Annotated in this window: 15 protein-coding genes and 3 tRNA genes; 7 read left to right on the top strand and 11 right to left on the bottom strand. The window is 38.9% G+C overall.

Features of this window, described 5'->3' with window-relative positions; translation table 11 throughout:
- Window positions 1-46 precede the first annotated feature (46 nt).
- From JET18_RS21295 to JET18_RS21305, 3 genes are all read right to left on the bottom strand, one after another.
- Window positions 47-119, bottom strand: a tRNA-Lys gene (locus JET18_RS21295).
- Between the two features lie 59 nt (window positions 120-178).
- Window positions 179-261: transfer RNA gene (locus JET18_RS21300), tRNA-Leu, on the bottom strand.
- A gap of 36 nt (window positions 262-297) precedes the next feature.
- A tRNA-Lys gene (locus JET18_RS21305) sits at window positions 298-370 on the bottom strand.
- A gap of 114 nt (window positions 371-484) precedes the next feature.
- Here JET18_RS21305 and JET18_RS21310 point away from each other — a divergent pair.
- Window positions 485-1,000: a shikimate kinase gene (locus tag JET18_RS21310; protein WP_202094609.1), complete on the top strand. Its 516-nt coding sequence runs from the start codon at window positions 485-487 to the stop codon at window positions 998-1,000.
- Between the two features lie 13 nt (window positions 1,001-1,013).
- On the opposite strand, the gene JET18_RS21315 is transcribed toward JET18_RS21310, so the two are convergent.
- On the bottom strand, window positions 1,014-1,466 hold the full coding sequence (locus tag JET18_RS21315; RefSeq protein ID WP_202094612.1) for an RNA-binding S4 domain-containing protein: 453 nt from the start codon (window positions 1,464-1,466) through the stop codon (window positions 1,014-1,016).
- 55 nt (window positions 1,467-1,521) lie between these two features.
- Between JET18_RS21315 and JET18_RS21320 the strand changes: the two genes are divergently transcribed.
- Entirely contained in the window at window positions 1,522-2,277 is a 756-nt protein-coding gene (locus JET18_RS21320) for a hypothetical protein (RefSeq protein ID WP_202094613.1), read from the top strand.
- A gap of 63 nt (window positions 2,278-2,340) precedes the next feature.
- On the opposite strand, the gene JET18_RS21325 is transcribed toward JET18_RS21320, so the two are convergent.
- From JET18_RS21325 to JET18_RS21335, 3 genes are all read right to left on the bottom strand, one after another.
- Entirely contained in the window at window positions 2,341-3,858 is a 1,518-nt protein-coding gene (locus JET18_RS21325) for an FMN-binding glutamate synthase family protein (RefSeq protein WP_202094615.1), read from the bottom strand.
- Between the two features lie 51 nt (window positions 3,859-3,909).
- Window positions 3,910-5,256: a tRNA (N(6)-L-threonylcarbamoyladenosine(37)-C(2))-methylthiotransferase MtaB gene (mtaB, locus tag JET18_RS21330; RefSeq protein ID WP_202094617.1), complete on the bottom strand. Its 1,347-nt coding sequence runs from the start codon at window positions 5,254-5,256 to the stop codon at window positions 3,910-3,912.
- Between the two features lie 311 nt (window positions 5,257-5,567).
- Window positions 5,568-6,155 carry a DUF1572 family protein gene (locus JET18_RS21335; RefSeq protein ID WP_202094619.1) on the bottom strand — a complete coding sequence of 196 codons (588 nt, stop codon included), beginning with the start codon at window positions 6,153-6,155 and terminating at the stop codon, window positions 5,568-5,570.
- A gap of 84 nt (window positions 6,156-6,239) precedes the next feature.
- Between JET18_RS21335 and JET18_RS21340 the strand changes: the two genes are divergently transcribed.
- Complete coding sequence (locus tag JET18_RS21340) at window positions 6,240-6,575, top strand: nuclear transport factor 2 family protein (RefSeq protein ID WP_202094621.1); 336 nt, start codon at window positions 6,240-6,242, stop codon at window positions 6,573-6,575.
- Window positions 6,576-6,647: 72 nt separating this feature from the next.
- Here the strand turns inward: JET18_RS21340 and JET18_RS21345 are convergent, their stop codons facing one another.
- Window positions 6,648-8,756, bottom strand: coding sequence for a T9SS type B sorting domain-containing protein (locus JET18_RS21345; protein ID WP_202094623.1), 2,109 nt, complete (start codon window positions 8,754-8,756; stop codon window positions 6,648-6,650).
- Window positions 8,757-8,927: 171 nt separating this feature from the next.
- Window positions 8,928-9,725: a hypothetical protein gene (locus tag JET18_RS21350; RefSeq protein ID WP_202094625.1), complete on the bottom strand. Its 798-nt coding sequence runs from the start codon at window positions 9,723-9,725 to the stop codon at window positions 8,928-8,930.
- 203 nt (window positions 9,726-9,928) lie between these two features.
- Between JET18_RS21350 and glgP the strand changes: the two genes are divergently transcribed.
- A complete protein-coding gene (glgP, locus tag JET18_RS21355; protein ID WP_202094627.1) occupies window positions 9,929-11,596 on the top strand; it encodes an alpha-glucan family phosphorylase in 1,668 nt (555 codons plus the stop codon).
- A gap of 101 nt (window positions 11,597-11,697) precedes the next feature.
- Here the strand turns inward: glgP and JET18_RS21360 are convergent, their stop codons facing one another.
- Complete coding sequence (locus JET18_RS21360; RefSeq protein WP_202094629.1) at window positions 11,698-11,883, bottom strand: DUF6496 domain-containing protein; 186 nt, start codon at window positions 11,881-11,883, stop codon at window positions 11,698-11,700.
- 12 nt (window positions 11,884-11,895) lie between these two features.
- Window positions 11,896-12,369: a hypothetical protein gene (locus tag JET18_RS21365; RefSeq protein ID WP_202094631.1), complete on the bottom strand. Its 474-nt coding sequence runs from the start codon at window positions 12,367-12,369 to the stop codon at window positions 11,896-11,898.
- 130 nt (window positions 12,370-12,499) lie between these two features.
- On the opposite strand from JET18_RS21365, the gene JET18_RS21370 reads away from it, so the two are divergent.
- From JET18_RS21370 to JET18_RS21380, 3 genes are all read left to right on the top strand, one after another.
- Window positions 12,500-12,688 carry a bacteriocin-like protein gene (locus JET18_RS21370; RefSeq protein WP_202094633.1) on the top strand — a complete coding sequence of 63 codons (189 nt, stop codon included), beginning with the start codon at window positions 12,500-12,502 and terminating at the stop codon, window positions 12,686-12,688.
- Between the two features lie 106 nt (window positions 12,689-12,794).
- Window positions 12,795-14,924, top strand: a complete 2,130-nt coding sequence (locus tag JET18_RS21375; protein WP_202094634.1) for a S9 family peptidase — start codon at window positions 12,795-12,797, stop codon at window positions 14,922-14,924.
- A 145-nt stretch (window positions 14,925-15,069) separates the two neighbouring features.
- Window positions 15,070-16,725: a peptide MFS transporter gene (locus tag JET18_RS21380; protein WP_202094635.1), complete on the top strand. Its 1,656-nt coding sequence runs from the start codon at window positions 15,070-15,072 to the stop codon at window positions 16,723-16,725.
- Window positions 16,726-16,776: the final 51 nt, after the last annotated feature.

The following is a 16,776-nucleotide window of genomic DNA, read 5'->3' on the forward strand; positions in this document are numbered from 1 at the left end:
ATCACAAAATATTAATATGAAAAAAATTTACTTTTCAGTAAACTTGTGACCCGGCTGGGATTCGAACCCAGGACCCATACATTAAAAGTGTATTGCTCTACCAGCTGAGCTACCGAGTCGGCCACAATTAAGAATAAATATAATGATTTATTTCTTAATTATAAAATTTTCTTTGCAGTGCCTGCGACTGGACTCGAACCAGCACATCCTTAGGAAACCACCCCCTCAAGATGGCGTGTCTACCAATTTCACCACGCAGGCTAAAAATTACAAAAAATCCAGTAATTTCTTCGCTTGTGACCCGGCTGGGATTCGAACCCAGGACCCATACATTAAAAGTGTATTGCTCTACCAGCTGAGCTACCGAGTCGGTCACTTTGTCAACGATTTACATTTGAATAATGTCCCTCGTTTTCAGTGGTGCAAAGATAGGCGTTTTTTCGTTATCTCAAAACTTTTTTGCAAATTTGTTTAAAAAAAATTCATGGTTATTTCACTCATCGGATACATGGGATGTGGCAAATCTCACATTTCCAAAATTTTAAGCGATAAAATAAATTTTAAACTCATAGACCTCGATAAAGAGATTTCCAGGAGGAATAAATTAACCATTCCTGAAATTTTTGAAAAAAAGGGCGAAATTCAGTTTAGAAAGCTGGAAAGAGAGGCGCTGGAGGAAATTCTTGCGTCGGAAGAAAATGTAGTTTTAAGCCTGGGAGGAGGAACTCCGGTTTATTATAATAATATGGAACTTATCAATACGAGCTCACAAAGTATATTTTTAAGAGCATCGGTGAATACTTTATTCGAAAGAATCTCGAAACAGAAAGAAAAGAGACCTTTAATAGCGAATATTCCGGACGAGGATCTTCCTGAATTTATTGCGAAGCATTTGTTTGAAAGAAATGCATTTTACAGTAAAGCACAGTTCAGTGTGAATACCGATGCCCGAGATCCGGAAGACATTGTACAGGAAATAATAGAAAAGCTCTATCTCTAGAGCTTTTTTATCCTTAATCTTCGCTTTCGGGGCTGTCATTTTCGGGACCGTCTGCAGTTTCTCCAAAGAAATCATCCCAGTCTGTAAAGTCTGAGGCAATATCATTTCCTACATACTCATCCATTTCCCTCCTGTCTTTTTTGGTAGGTCTTCCTTCTCCTTTATTACGGTAATAGTCCTGCGACATTTTGCGGAGTTTAAGCAGTTCGTACTGCTCCTTATCCGTCACATCCTGTATATGAAGAGGAACCAGCTTGGCCCCCATCCTGCTTTTAGGAATCTGAATCACCTTTATTTTATAATCAATCTGATTTTTGCGGATCTTGATGACATCTCCTTCTTTAACCTCCTTGGACGACTTTACGGCAGACGTTCCCACTGAAACTCTGTTCTTTTTAATTTCCTCTGTTGCAATACTTCTCGTCTTATAAAAACGAATGCACCATAAAAATTTATCTATTCTCATAATTTTTTATACTTTTGCCGTTATATTATTTGTAAAGTAATTAAAGTTTTTTGAAATGAAAAAAATATTTTTATATATCCTTGCGGGATCTTTATGTTTTTCTGCATGTAAGAAAGATGATGAAATTGAAACGTATAAAGAACCGGAAGATATTGCCGTTCAAAACAGCTATGATGATCAGGCTATTAAGAAGTTTATGAACGATAATTATCTGGATGCTCAGGGAAATATAAAAGCTTTCAGCACTACGGATACCAGTGATGACAATGAGAAAAAGCTGATCGACCTGCCTTACCAGACCCTTCCTTCCGGAACAATATACATTATGAGAGACGGAGCACAGCCAACAGCTGCGGAAGGAAAAACTATCGGAAATTCTGATATGCTTACGCTTATGATAAGAGCTAATGCTTATTTAGCCGGAAGTACTGACGGGAATGTATCTTTCATCTCTTCACTTACAATCAGTAATACCATTAACGGAAGTGCACTTCCGTTGGTAGATCCGCTGTATTATTATGTAAAGAAGTCTATCCGTGTAGCAGCAACAACTGGTGTAGCACAACAGAGAAGTTATTATGAAGTTGAAGGTTTCCGTGAAGCTATACAGAAATTCAAAGCATTTAATGACCTTCCAAGTGAACACCCTTATAATCTTCAGGGTGTTATTATAGTGCCGTCAAGAGCTGCGTTTGCAAGAGATCCTCATTATCCTTACAATCCCCAGTATTCTCTGAGAAATTATTCAATGGTATTTAATTTCCAGGTGTACGGAACAAAACCAAGACCTGCAGACGAAATCCTTGATTAGTCTTGATAAAAAATAAAGAAACCGCCTTCAGATGAGGGCGGTTTTTGTTTTCTGTTTTTTCTTTTAAGATCTTGCTTTCTGTTTTACATTCCCTAAAATGTCAGGGAAATAAAGATCTGCCAGATGATCAAATTCATCTCCTCTCATAAACATCGTAGCATCTACTTCTTCGTAAGAACTTCTTCCTGCCGCTGCAATCAGTTCATTACAGGTATGCAGGGTATTTTTGTGGAAATGATATACCCTTTCGCTTTTGTCTGTAACGTCCAGTCCTTTGATCAGCATTTTATCCTGAGTGGCCACTCCTGTAGGACAGTTATTGGTGTTGCATCTTAAAGCCTGAATGCATCCCAGTGAAAACATAAATCCTCTTGCATTATTACACATATCTGCTCCCATAGATACAGCACGGAGAATATCTAAACTCGTTAATACTTTCCCGCTGGCAATCACCCTTAATTTATTTCTTACATTATAATTATTGAGCGTTCTGTTTACAAAGATCAAAGCCGGTTCCAAAGGCATCCCTACCCCATCCGAAAATTCCGGCGGTGCGGCTCCTGTTCCTCCTTCTGCTCCATCGATGGTAATAAAATCAGGATAGATTTTTAAAACATTCATCTGTACACAGATATCTTCAAATTCTTTGGTATCTCCGATACACAGTTTAAAACCGACCGGCTTGCCTCCTGAAAGTTCTCTCAGATGCTGTACAAACCTCAGCAGACCCGGAGCATCGGAGAATGAAGTGTGGGATGGTGGTGAAATAACGGTCATTCCAGGGGTGACGTGACGGATCTTTGCAATCTCCGGCGTATTTTTCACACCGGGAAGTACCCCGCCATGTCCCGGTTTTGCCCCCTGAGACAGTTTAATTTCGATCATCTTTACATTAGGCAGGGTGGAATACTTTTTAAACAGTTCCGGATTAAATTTCCCCTCTTCGTCACGGCACCCGAAGTATCCGGTTCCGATCTGCCAGCAAAGATCTCCTCCTTCCATATGGTGGGGAGAAATTCCTCCTTCTCCTGTATTATGGTAAAAATTTCCTTTTTTTGCGCCTCTGTTCAGAGAAATCTGAGCCCTGTCGCTTAACGCTCCGAAACTCATAGCTGAAATATTGAATAAAGAGGCATGGTAAGGCTGCGTACACTGCTCGCCTCCTACCCAAACTCTGGGAAGCTCTTCTTTAGGTGATTTAGCATAAATGGAATGCTTGATCCCTTCGTATTTTCTGTGATTAACTTCTAACTGTGTTCCAAAAGCTACGGTATCACTCAGGTTTTTGGCCCTTCTGTATACTGCAGAACGCTGGTTTCTGGGAAATGGCTTCCCATCAGTCTCCCTTTCGATGAAATACTGCTGCATTTCGGGTGAAATACTCTCGAAAAAGTACCTGAAGTACCCTAAGACCGGGAAGTTCCTCAGAATAGCGTGTTTCGACTGGTAAGCATTGTAAACCCCCAATGCATAGATGGCAGATAACAGGATGGGTATCCAATAATGCGCTCTGATCAGTAATGCCACGATCCATGTAGCAGTTACTAATACAATTCCCCAAGATAAAAACTTATCTCTCATGAATGTAGTATTTAAAGTTAAAATAAATTTAGTGGAATTTTCGCAAAGAGACTATGCTTTTGCTAAAAAACTTTCGAAGGATGATTGCACAGAAACCGTGCCATCTGACAGGATTTTTTCTAAATTTAGAAATTCAATCTGATTAACGAATGCGGGATCAAAATCTTTCTGGACTCTCACATAGTTTTCTGTGAAGCCGTACATTTTGCCGTCTTTATTTTCGTGCTCCCAAAGAACCGGAAGCCTTTTCCCAAGCTGGGTCTGGTAAAATGCCATTTTCTTCTTTTCAGAAAGTATTCTCAGCATTTTATTACGTTTTTTTCTTTCCGGGATCGGCACTACGCCGTCCATACCGGCTGCTTCGGTATTTTCTCTTTCAGAATAGGTAAATACGTGAAGATAAGTGATCGGAAGCTCATTCAGGAAGTTATAGGTCTCCATGAATTTCTCTTCGGTTTCGCCCGGGAATCCTACAATAACGTCTACACCAATAGCCGCATCGGGCATGACCTCGCGGATTTTATTGACTCTGTCGTTATACAGTTTGGTAAGATAGCGGCGCTTCATTTTTTTCAACAGATCATCGCATCCCGACTGCAGCGGAATGTGGAAATGGGGAACAAAACTTTTGCTTTTTGAAACAAGATCAATACTTTCGTCTTTCAAAAGATTCGGTTCTATGGAAGAAATACGAATCCTTTCGATGCCGTCTACCTGATCAAGCTCTGAAATCAGATCCAGGAACGTATGTTCGTGTCTTTTATTTCCGAATTCGCCTTTACCGTAATCTCCGATATTTACACCGGTAAGAACAATTTCTTTGATGTCTCTTTCGGCAATTTCTCTGGCATTTTTAATGACGTTATCGATGGTATCTGAGCGTGAAATTCCTCTTGCCAGCGGAATGGTACAGTAGGTACATTTGTAGTCGCATCCATCCTGTACTTTCAGGAAAGCTCTTGTACGGTCGCCAATTGAGTAGCTTCCGATAAAGAAATCAGTTTCTTCAATTTCGCATGAATGAACAACGCCTTCACTTTCAGATTTTTCGAGATCATCCAGGTAGCTTAAGATATTGAACTTTTCCTTGGCTCCCAAAACAAGATCCACACCATCAATCTGTGAAATTTCTTCAGGCTTCAGCTGTGCATAACATCCTACAATAACCACCAGCCCCTCAGGATTGGCTTTCATTGCTCTTTTTACGTGAAGTTTACACTCACGGTCGGCATTTTCAGTTACGGAACAGGTGTTGATTACATAGACATCTGCTTTATCATCGAAACTTACTTTATCATAACCGGCATCTGTCAATTGACGGGCAATAGTAGATGTTTCTGCAAAATTTAATTTGCAGCCGAGTGTATGATATGCGGCAGTTCCGTGAAAAGTAGACATTGAATACTTCTGAATTTTCTGGGTGCAAAGATAGTAATTTTAATAAGAATTCTAAATTGATTCAATCTATTATTCTAACTGAGTTTGGCATAAAACACTTTTTCATGATCAAGTAAGGAGGCCCGAAGCTGGAAGAGGGAAGTTATTCGGATTCTGAAAAACTAATATCAGCCCTTTTATTAATTTTTCCATAGAATGAGTCAATCAATTTTATTATACCCGAAGAAATAATCGGTCCAATAGTAACTTCCATCTTCCTTCTTCCAGCTCCCATCCTGTTATAATCTTAGTTTTCTTAATCAGAAATCAGGCTATTTATATTCATCCCGTATTTCAGGACTGTTTTGAAAGCATACAGGTGATGCATTGGAAGCTGCATCATTCCCGGAAAACTTCTCTTTCATTTCATTATTGAATTCCCCGGACTTATTTCTTTCAATGGAAAGTGTTTTCCAGTCGTTATCCTTTGTCATTTTCGCAATATAAACGATCTGCCCTATATGGTACGGATAATGGGCCAGCTGCCGACAGACGGCATCCAGAACAGAATGCGGCTCACCTCTTAAATAAACGGTATGATGTAAATTTTCATCATTAATCTGGTCCAAGCCTTCAAAGAGGCATTTCCAGCCGGTTTCCCAATAATCGGTGACTTCCTGTTTGGTTTTAAAAGTATTGACGAATTCATCATCCCGGTTTCTCCATGGCTTCTCTCCGTCTTCCGTTAAAAAATTGGTCCATCGGGAAAGCATATTTCCTGCAAGATGTTTTACAATCACCGCAATGGAATTGCTTTCATCATTATACTGCCAGAAAATCTGCTCCTCCGAGAGCTGTGCAAATGATTTGTCCCCAAGTGATTTATAATACTTAAAGCGTTTTTCAAAAAGATCTTTCATAGGATTTAAAAATAAAAACCAAGTTAGCAATTTTCCCGTATATAATAGGTAAACGGCAATATGGTGTGTAAGATCAATGACTTTATGAAAGATCTGAATTCATTAAAAATTGAGCATCTTGAAAAATGGTTCACCGATGAAAGTACGATCTGGATCCCTCCTTCAAAGGAAGTTTCGGGAAAAAACAGGATTTTAGCATTATTCAGGGCAATTTTCAGGCAGTATGATTCTATTGAATGGCAGGTTTTTGAAATTTTTCCTTTGGGAAACCAGAAGTATTTCTACCAGACTACATCTTATGGAACAATGACCCACAAAGGAGTCTATGAAAATAATATCTGTACGGTTGTTCATTTTTCAGAAGATGGAAAAATTATTTACCTCTCTGATTATTTTAAAGATACAAAGGCTTTCAATTAAAAGTACTTGTCAAAAAAAGCAAAACCACTTCTTTCGAAATGGTTTTACCTGAATAGTTTATTATTAAAAAGCTTAATCTCTGTTTTTAACGACAATCCAGCCTGAGTACTTGATAGGTGTACTCATTTTGTCATTCTCATTCCATCCTACAGAATACCAATAGTTTCCGGTAGGCACTTTGGTTCCGTTACTGCTGGTTCCGTACCATTTATAGCCGCTCAGCTTATCCATTTTGAAAATCATATTTCCGTAACGGTCAAAAATATTCATGACGAAGTTTTTCTTATTCGCCAAAGCGGAATAGTCGATCACATCGTTATAACCGTCGCTGTTTGGCGTGATCACGTTAACAAGATTTGGAACGACTATACTGATGTCTATAGGATCGCAGTCATACGAGTCTTTTACAAATATGGTCGCATCGCCTCTTTTAACATTATTAAATACATTGGAATCCTGCCAGCTGACATTATCCATTGAATATTTATAAGCAGGTGTTCCTCCCATCACAAATACGGTAACCGTAGTATTTGAAATTTCAATGCTTGATACAACAGGCTGCTCAGAAGCATATACTTTTACATGCTGCATTACGGTACAATCTCCGGTTTTCAGTTTCACCCAATAAGTTCCTACTCCTACATTTGTAATAGTCTGGGTTGTTGCCCCTGTACTCCACTCATATCCGTTGAAGCCTGGCCCTGCATCCAAAGTCGTTTTATCTTCCACACAGATAATTTTATCTTTAAGAACTGTGGAATAAACCGGCGGAATAACGATTAAAGTAATTTTCGCGATATTATAACAGCCCTGAGCGTTGGAAACCCGCACATAAACCACTCCATTGGGAGCAGTATAGGTTAGAGGTGTCGTTATCTCATTGGTTTGGTTAATCGCATCGGTTTCGGAACGGTAATACTTTTTAATGGCTCCCGTTTGTGTGGTCACAGAAGCTACAGTAAGGTTAAATAATGCTGTAGCAGGAGTAGCCTCAATGGAACATGATCTCAGGGTAGCGTCATTTACAACCACCACAGGATTAAATTTAAGGATGATCTGTGCTGTGGCACTGCACCCAAACGGAGAGGTTACTTTCACAAAAATTGTTCCTTCAGCAGAAGTAAATGCCGTAGGATTTGTAATTTCATTGATTCCTGCATTCAGATCATGAATTGTGTTATAATATTTCTTGGTTACTGCCGGATCTGCAATGACATCTGCTGTTGTCAGATCATACACAGCCGTTCCAGCATTATTATTGTTGCATTGCGTTAATGTCGCATTTTTTGTAGTGATTCTCCCGTCTCTGAATTTAAATAATCCGATTTGTTTACATTTATTAAGTGGGCTGTTCGGGCTTCCCGGATCGGTATAGCTTATACTGTAATAATAGGTAGCGGTCATACTGACTACCGTAGGAACCGTGATGGCATTATTTCCGGTAAGGGCGTCATTCTGGCTGGTATGGTAGCTGATACTGAAATTAGGATTCCCATTCAGAATTCCTGCAGACAATGTAGAAAAATCAAACAAAGGAGGATTCGCGCACACAACCACTTCTCTCGGATCTGCCGGATTGGCAGCCGGAACTCCCGGAGGATTGAACGGATAAGGCTGTGTATTCGGGTCTGTAAAAGGTGAAGCTAAGGTTGCTGTTCCTCCCCAGGTAAGGGAAAACGGAGCTGTTGTACTGCTGGTAGTGCTCACCCAGTTGTCGATAAACAAATAATAGGTCTGCCCCGGCAAAACATCCATAAACCTGCAGTAAGGTGTAAGTGAACCTCCTATGGCATTGGTAATTGTACTGGTCATATTTAACCCTGTGGACGGACCGGGCCCGATAACGGTTGCGGCATTACATCGTATAGGTGCTCCCAATGCTCCGCAGGTTACGTTTGGACCAAAAATCGCCCAGTCATAATCCGCATCCGGATCATTCGGGACCAGATCAAAGGTGAGTGTTCCTCCGGTGGCAATGGTGATTTTATACCAGATAGAATAATGTTCCCCGGCTGCATCTATACAGGTTCCGGAATTGATCATTTCTTTGATGTCCCCATATCCTGTCGGATTATATGTAATACTTGAATTTCCACAGACGGCCAAAGCGGTCGCGCAGTCTGCCTGGGCCAGTAAGACCCGCGAAATACCGAAAAAAATAATGAGTAAAAGTTTTTTCATAGATATATTGTTTTTAGTTTATATGATTTTTTAATCACACGTTATGCATTGATTTACAACACATACATCAAATATACCTATAATTTAATCACAAACAATGGATTTTTGAAAATCTTAAATTATTTTAAATAAAAGCATGAAATCATTACGACATCCTGCAAGAAAATAAGGCTATTTTATACTTGTAATATTTCCACACAGGTTTTCCAGATGGAAAATTCTATGGAAAGGACTCTTTACTTCCTGCAAGTGTTCTTTATCCTGAATAAAAGTGTATCTGGAGGCAATGGAATTCATGTCAGAAACAATCACCAGCCAGCATTCATCCACGGAAGTATCGTAATAAGGGAATTTTTCATTTTTTTTATCAATAAGTTCAAGAATTTTCTCGGAACAAAGCTCATCAAAAAGGTTCATACTGTATTCATGGGTAATAAATACGTTTCTGCGGTGAAAAGATTTCCTCATCCCTTTCACACAGCCAACCGGTTTATTCTTTTTAATGCTTTTGTAAATATTGATGATATTTTCCTCCTGCTGTTCTATATTGTCAAACCTGATATTCGGGTGGAATTCTAAAAAATAAACACCACGGTATTTCGCGGTGTCTTCCTGTTCTAATAATATTTCTGCCTGACGGAACATTTTATTCAAAGTACTTTCTACTTTTTTCATTTCCAGATGATTGATCACTTCGGTAAGCTCTATCCCGATTTTTTTGTCGTTGAGTTTGGCGATAAAGTCGGGGCTTTCGCAGGTGAGATTTTCAAATTTCACATCGGGGAAATGGTGCATAAAAGAATTGAGCAGTAAAATTTCAGACTTCTTACGGTATTTTTCGCGGTCATGAAGAAGAGATTCGTCTATGGTACGGTGGTATTTTTCCATCGGCTTTTTTTTCAAATGCCGGTTCATATAGTATAGACTCAGATTTTTAATTAAATCTTCGTCAGAAAATGTCTTTTTCATAGGTGATTTTTTTATGTGGCCAATAAGCGCATGCTAAATTGGGTATTCACCGTTAGAAGTTTTTGATTTTCAAAAATTTACCTATTAAAGGTAAGTAAAAAAACTATTCATCAGATACTTTTAAATTAATTTATCAAATAATTAATGTAAAGTTTATTTTCATAATCAATACCTTTAGCCCTCAAAATATAAAACTGCGATTTATGGATTTTAAAAATTTTAAAATACCTTACAGCGTCAATCCACAATATTCTAAAAAAACCGCTTATTTTTCAATGGAATTTGCCATTGACCAGGTTTTAAAAATATATTCGGGAGGCCTGGGGTTCCTGGCTGGGTCCCACATGAGAAGTGCTTACAATCTTAAACAGGATCTTATCGGAATCGGTATTCTATGGAAGTTTGGTTATTATGACCAGGCAAGAAATCACGACCAGACCCTTCAGCCGGTATGGACCAGAAAAATGTACAGCTTTCTGGAAGATACAGGGATAAAATTCCAGATCGAAATCCACAGTGCTCCGGTATGGGTAAAGGTATGGTACCTTGATCCTGAAATTTTCAATACGGCTCCGATGTTCTTTCTTTCAACGGATGTCCCTGAAAACGATCATGTTTCCAAAACCATCTGCCATAAATTATATGACGCCAACGAATCCACAAAACTGGCTCAATATATTCTTCTTGGAAAAGGAGGCGCGAAATTACTGGATGAAATCAATGCCGAAAGAGAAGTTTATCATCTGAATGAAGCCCACGGACTTCCTGCCGCATTCTATCTTCTGAAAAAATACAACGGAGATCTGAACAGGGTAAAAGAAAAACTGGTTTTCACTACCCATACACCGGAAGAGGCCGGAAATGAGAAACATAACCTGAAATTGTGTTATGATATGTCTTATTTTTCCGGATTCAGTATGCAGGAGGTAAAAAGTATTGAAGGTTCCGAGGATGAACGTTTCAACCACTCGCTGTGCGCCTTGAAAATGGCAAGAATCGCCAATGGAGTTTCCAAGCTTCATGGGGTGGTTTCGCGGGCCATGTGGAGCAAATATCCGGGAATATGTGAAATCACGTCCATCACCAATGCTCAGGAATTCAAATACTGGGCAGATAAACCTCTTTATAACGCGAAAGACGAAAATGATGAAACGGTTTTCGATTACCGTAAAAAACACTTGAAGAAAAGATTATTCACGATTGTGGCGGATCAGACCGGAAACCTATTCAATCCGAATATTTTCACCATTGTCTGGGCGAGAAGATTTGCAGGCTACAAACGCGCTGACTTACTGCTTCATGACAAGGAAAGATTCTACAAACTCTTAAATAATTCCAAATATCCGGTACAGATCATCTGGTCAGGAAAACCTTATCCGATGGATTATTCTGCGATTTCTACGTTCAACACGTTGGTGGAAGAAAGTAAAAATCATAAAAATATGGCTGTCCTTACAGGATACGAATTAGCTTTAAGTAAATCGATGAAGCAGGGTTCTGATCTTTGGCTGAACAATCCAAGAGTCCCACGGGAAGCTTCCGGAACTTCAGGAATGACTGCTGCCATGAACGGATCTGTCAATCTTTCTACCGACGATGGGTGGATTCCTGAATTTGCAAAACCGGGAGAAAATTCATTCGTGGTTCCGCAGGCAGATTATTTGAATATGAGTATTTATGAACAGGATACCTATGACCTGAATAAACTCTATGAAATCCTTGAAAATGAAATCCTTCCCACTTACTATGATCATCCGGAACGTTGGAGAAAAATCCAGTACAATGCGATGAATGACGTTCAGGAACACTTTAACAGTGATAGAATGGCGGATGAATATTACAGGATTTTGTATAATGGACAAAAAGATTAAACGGCGAAAAGGCGAAAAGAGCTGAATATGCAATTAGACCTTTTAGCTATTCCAAAAAAAGATTGCGGCAACCGGAGGCTGCCGCAATCTTTTTTTGGAAATTACTCCTTCTTTTTCTTCGGGACCTTCAAGCCTTTTTCTTTAGCTTCAGAAATCCCGATGGCTATAGCCTGTTTCCGGCTGGTCACTTTTTCTCCGGAAGAAGATTTCAGTTTTCCTTCCTTGAATTCGTGCATTACTTTTCCTACTTTGTCCTGAGCTTTTTCTGAATATTTAGTTTTGCTCATGATAAAAAATTTTTAAGATTTTGGCAGGGATACCCCTAATTCATACACTTCAGCGTGCTTCAAATATTTTGAGCGTTCTCTGGAAGTTACCGATTCAAAATGATCATTTTTAATCACAATAATCGGGTCTTCTATATTTTCTATTTCAAAATTGGCAAAATAGCGTTCATCCGGACTGGTTTTATCCTTACTTGCTTTTATTTTCTGAAGTTCATCTGCATACTTTCTAAATCCGGGATCAGATGAATGGATAAATTTATACTCATCTCCGGCGTAGACGTAGTAATGAAGTTTTTTCTCAATAAGTCCGGCTTCATTAGTGATCTGTGGGTTATCATTTCCGTCTTTAAAGCCTACTTCTACCAAAGTTCCACCTTTTTTCGCTGCACATTCTTCGGCATCTTTAAAACTTGAAAAGCCGGTATAAACTACCTGATCAGCCAGGACGTAGCGATTCAGTTTCTGATTGTATGCATTCGTTTCCATAATTATTATTTAATTTGATTATAAGGTAATACATTCAATTTTTTTGCCAAATTGTTAATTTTAAAAAATTCACCAACAAATGAGTTTTTTTATTACTTTAGAGCCTCTAATCAGAAAAAATTATTACACTATGAAAAATCTTAAAAAGATCGCGAGAGAACAATTAAAAGAAGTACACGGAGGAGGTCTTCCCGGAATGAAGAGATGTTCGGATCCGGTTACCTGCCAAACCATGATGTGGTATGCGGTACCGCCAATGCAGAATTCATGCAACCCTACACTTCCGGTTTGTCTTACGGAACTGAATCCACCAGAGTAAAAATAATTTACAAAATAACCATAAAAACAGGATCTGAGGGTTCTGTTTTTCTTTTATATGGTTATCTGAATAAGAATTATTAAATTTGGAATCACTAAAATTAGAAATGAAAAAATTACTCTTAACTCTTACTGTGGCTGTGGCATTCCATAATGTATCAGCTCAGGAAATCACCTTAGATAAAATATATTCAGGATATTACCGTGGCAAGGGCATTGCAGGGATCGCTTCTATGAAAAACGGCGAGAATTATCTTGTTATTGAACCTACGGGTATTGCTAAATATTCTTACAAAACTTCCCAAAAAGAAGGAAATATTGTTGATGGTGCATTTGAAAGCTATGAATTTTCGGATGACGAGTCCAAAATTCTTCTTTTAAAAGAAAGTCAGCCGATCTACAGACATTCTTTCCTTGGAAAATTTGACGTAAAAGATCTTAAATCAGGAAAAACAATAAGCCTGAATGATGGCAAAACGGTTCAGGAACCGAGATTTTCCCCTGATGCCACCAAAGTAGCTTTTATCGCGGAAAATAATTTATTCTACCAGGACCTGAGCTCAGGAAAAATTACACAGATCACTAATGATGGTAAAAAGAATTCTATCATTAACGGACTTGCAGACTGGGTGTATGAAGAAGAATTCGGGCATGCAAGACTATATGAATGGACAAAAAATTCTGATGCCATTGTATTTGTAAAGTCTGATGAAAGCCAGGTTCCTGAGATTTATATTCCAATTTACGGTAAAAAGCTGTATCCAGAGGAAATGCGTTATAAATATCCTAAGGCAGGAGAAAAAAATTCTATCGTTTCCGCTCAGCTGTACCGTCTTGATACAGGAAAAACCATTGCTTTAAATTTAAGTTCTTTTAAAAACTATTATATCCCGAACGTTATCCAGACGGCAAAAGCGGATGAAATCGTTTTGGTAACTTCTGAAAGAATTCAGAATGCCTCCGATATTTTAAAAGTGAATACCAAAACCGGAGCTATTCAGAAGTTATTCACAGAAACAGATGAAAAATGGATCGATACGGACAGCCCTACTCTGGAATTCCTTGAGGATGATTCTTTCCTTTGGGCTTCTGAAAGAGACGGAAACCGCCATCTGTATTGGTATGATAAAGACGGAAAGCTTAAAAAGCAGATCACGAAAGGAAACTGGGAAGTAACCGATTACTATGGATTCAATCCAAAGTCTAAAGAAATTTATGTTCAGACCACTGAAAAAGGAAGCATCAACAAAGTGGTTTCCAAAGTGAACATTGAAAACGGGAAGTCTCAGCTGATTTCTAATGCAGAAGGAAATAATTCTGCCAACTTCAGCAAAAACTATAATTATTTCATCGAAACCTCTTCTACCGCTGCAAAACCTTATACTTTTGTTTTAAAGGATGGGAACGGTAAGACGGTAAAAGAGCTTCAGAACAATAACGACCAGCTTCAGAAATTAAAAGCTGATAATTTCGTAGATAAAGAATTCATCACCATTCCGAATGATGCCGGTGACCAGATGAATGCATGGATCATGAAGCCTAAAAACTTTGATCCGAACAAAAAATATCCCCTGTTTATGTATCAGTATTCCGGACCGGGATCACAGCAGGTGGCGAACTCCTGGGATGCAGGAAATGCTTTATGGTTCAATCATTTGGTGCAGAAAGGATATATCGTGGCTTGTGTAGATGGCCGTGGAACAGGTTATAAAGGCACTAAATTCAAGAAAGTGACCTATATGAATTTAGGAAAATACGAAATTGAAGATCAGATCACCGCAGCAAAATGGTTCGGAAACCAGTCTTATATTGACAAAACAAGAATCGGAATGTTCGGATGGAGCTTTGGAGGATATATGACCAGTCTGGCAATGACCAAAGGTGCTGATGTTTTCAAAGCAGGAATTGCTGTAGCCCCGGTTACCAACTGGAGATATTATGATTCTGTATACACGGAAAGATTCATGAGAACGCCTCAGGAAAATCCGGACGGATATGACAAAAACTCTCCGACAGAATATGCCAAGCTATTAAAAGGGAAATTATTACTGATTCACGGAACCGCTGATGATAACGTACATTTCCAGAACTCCATGGAATTCTCCGAAGCTTTGATTCAAAACAAAAAACAATTTGATTTCATGGCTTATCCGGATAAAAACCACGGAATTTACGGCGGACAGACAAGACCGCAGCTGTATCAGAAAATGACGGATTTTATTTTGAATAATTTATAATCCTTTTCATCATAAAAATTTCAAAACCTCTCAACTTATATTGGGAGGTTTTTTTATTCATTTCATTAATCATTTTCACCCGATATTATTTATTTTATCAATTGAAATTAAAAACTTATTTTTGGGAAATTTGAAATTTGATTATATGAAGACTAAACATCCTAAAGGCCTGCCCTTCCTCTTCTTTACAGAAATGTGGGAGCGTTTCGGGTACTATCTGATTCTCGGAATCTTTGTACTGTATGTTATTGAGCCTACCGGAATGAAAGGAGGACTTGGACTTCCGGACAAAACCGCTGATGATATTTTTGGAACTTATATCGCTTTAACGTACCTTACTCCTTTCCTTGGTGGTTTTCTGGCGGACAGGGTTTTGGGCTATATCAAATCCATTTACCTGGGAGGAATCCTGATGGCGGCCGGATATATCGGGATGGGTGTTTTCAAAGAACTGCCGCTTTTTTACGGCTCATTAGCTTTAATTATTATCGGAAACGGTTTCTTTAAGCCAACGATCTCTACTCTTTTAGGAAATCTTTATTCTGAAGAACCTTATAAAGCCAATAAAGACTCCGGATATAATATTTTCTATATGGGCATCAATATCGGGGCGTTTATTTGTAATATCATTGCTGCATTTATGCGTAATAAATTCGGATGGGGCGAGGCTTTCATTACTGCCGGAGTGGGAATGCTGATAGGTCTTGTGATTTTTACGATCGGAAGGAAACATTACATCCATGCTGCGCAGATGAAACCTGTGGAGGAAGGAGATACCAAGCTTTCTGAAATTCTGATTAAAGTTTTCGTCCCTGCGATTGCCGTGGGAGCGATAGGATGGTTTATTCCCGGAAATATTTTCGGAAGCGACAGTACGGATGCCTTTATTTTTGCCTGTGCTCCTGTTATTTACTTTTACGCTTCTCTTTATTTTAAGGCCAAACCGGAAGAAAAACCGTCCATCGGGGCTTTGCTTTCCGTATTCCTGATCAGTATGTTCTTCTGGGCAGTTTTCAAACAGAACGGTACCGCGCTTACAAGATGGGCCAATTATTATACGGACAGAAGTGTTCCGGCATCTTTGGAAAAGCCTCTTGAAGATATTTATATGGTTGAAGGGAAAAGCTATGAGAACAAGGAAGTTCCTGTATATGACAACCAGTTTCAGTCTCAGAAAGACAAAGACGGAAAGACCATTAAGGAAACCGGAAAAGATATATACTTCAAAAATATCTCTCCTGAACAGCGTGCCGCTTTAGAGAAAAACCCGGAAACAAAGGTTTATTTATACAATACCGAATTATTCCAATCCATCAATCCCTTCTGGGTAATAGCGCTTACGCCTCTTATTGTAGGGTTCTGGGCATTATTAAGAAGAAAAGGAAAAGAACCTCTGACGCCTACAAAAATTGTTTTGGGACTGTTTATTTCAGGATTGTCATGTTTGGTGATGGTTCTTGCTGTAATGGCTGGAGATAACGGGGCTGTAAAAGTATCACCTTTATGGCTGGTAGCGGGTTACGGAGTCATCACCATCGGGGAATTATGCCTTTCTCCAATGGGACTTTCATTTGTGTCCAAGCTTTCGCCGGCAAGAATTACGGCTTTGATGATGGGAGGTTTCTTCCTTGCCAACTCGGTAGGAAATAAACTTTCCGGAATTCTGGCCAGTACATGGTATAATTACGACAACAAAATGAATTATTTCCTGGTGAACTTTGCTCTGTTAATATTTGCAACCCTTTTAGGACTGTCTATGTTAAAAAGATTAAATAAAATCATGAAAGAAAAAGGGCACTAATCCTTATTTATCATAAAGAATATCAAGCTGTAGAATCATTCTGCAGCTTTT

The organism is Chryseobacterium endalhagicum (genome assembly GCF_016745235.1).
GTDB classification, from domain to species: domain Bacteria; phylum Bacteroidota; class Bacteroidia; order Flavobacteriales; family Weeksellaceae; genus Chryseobacterium; species Chryseobacterium endalhagicum.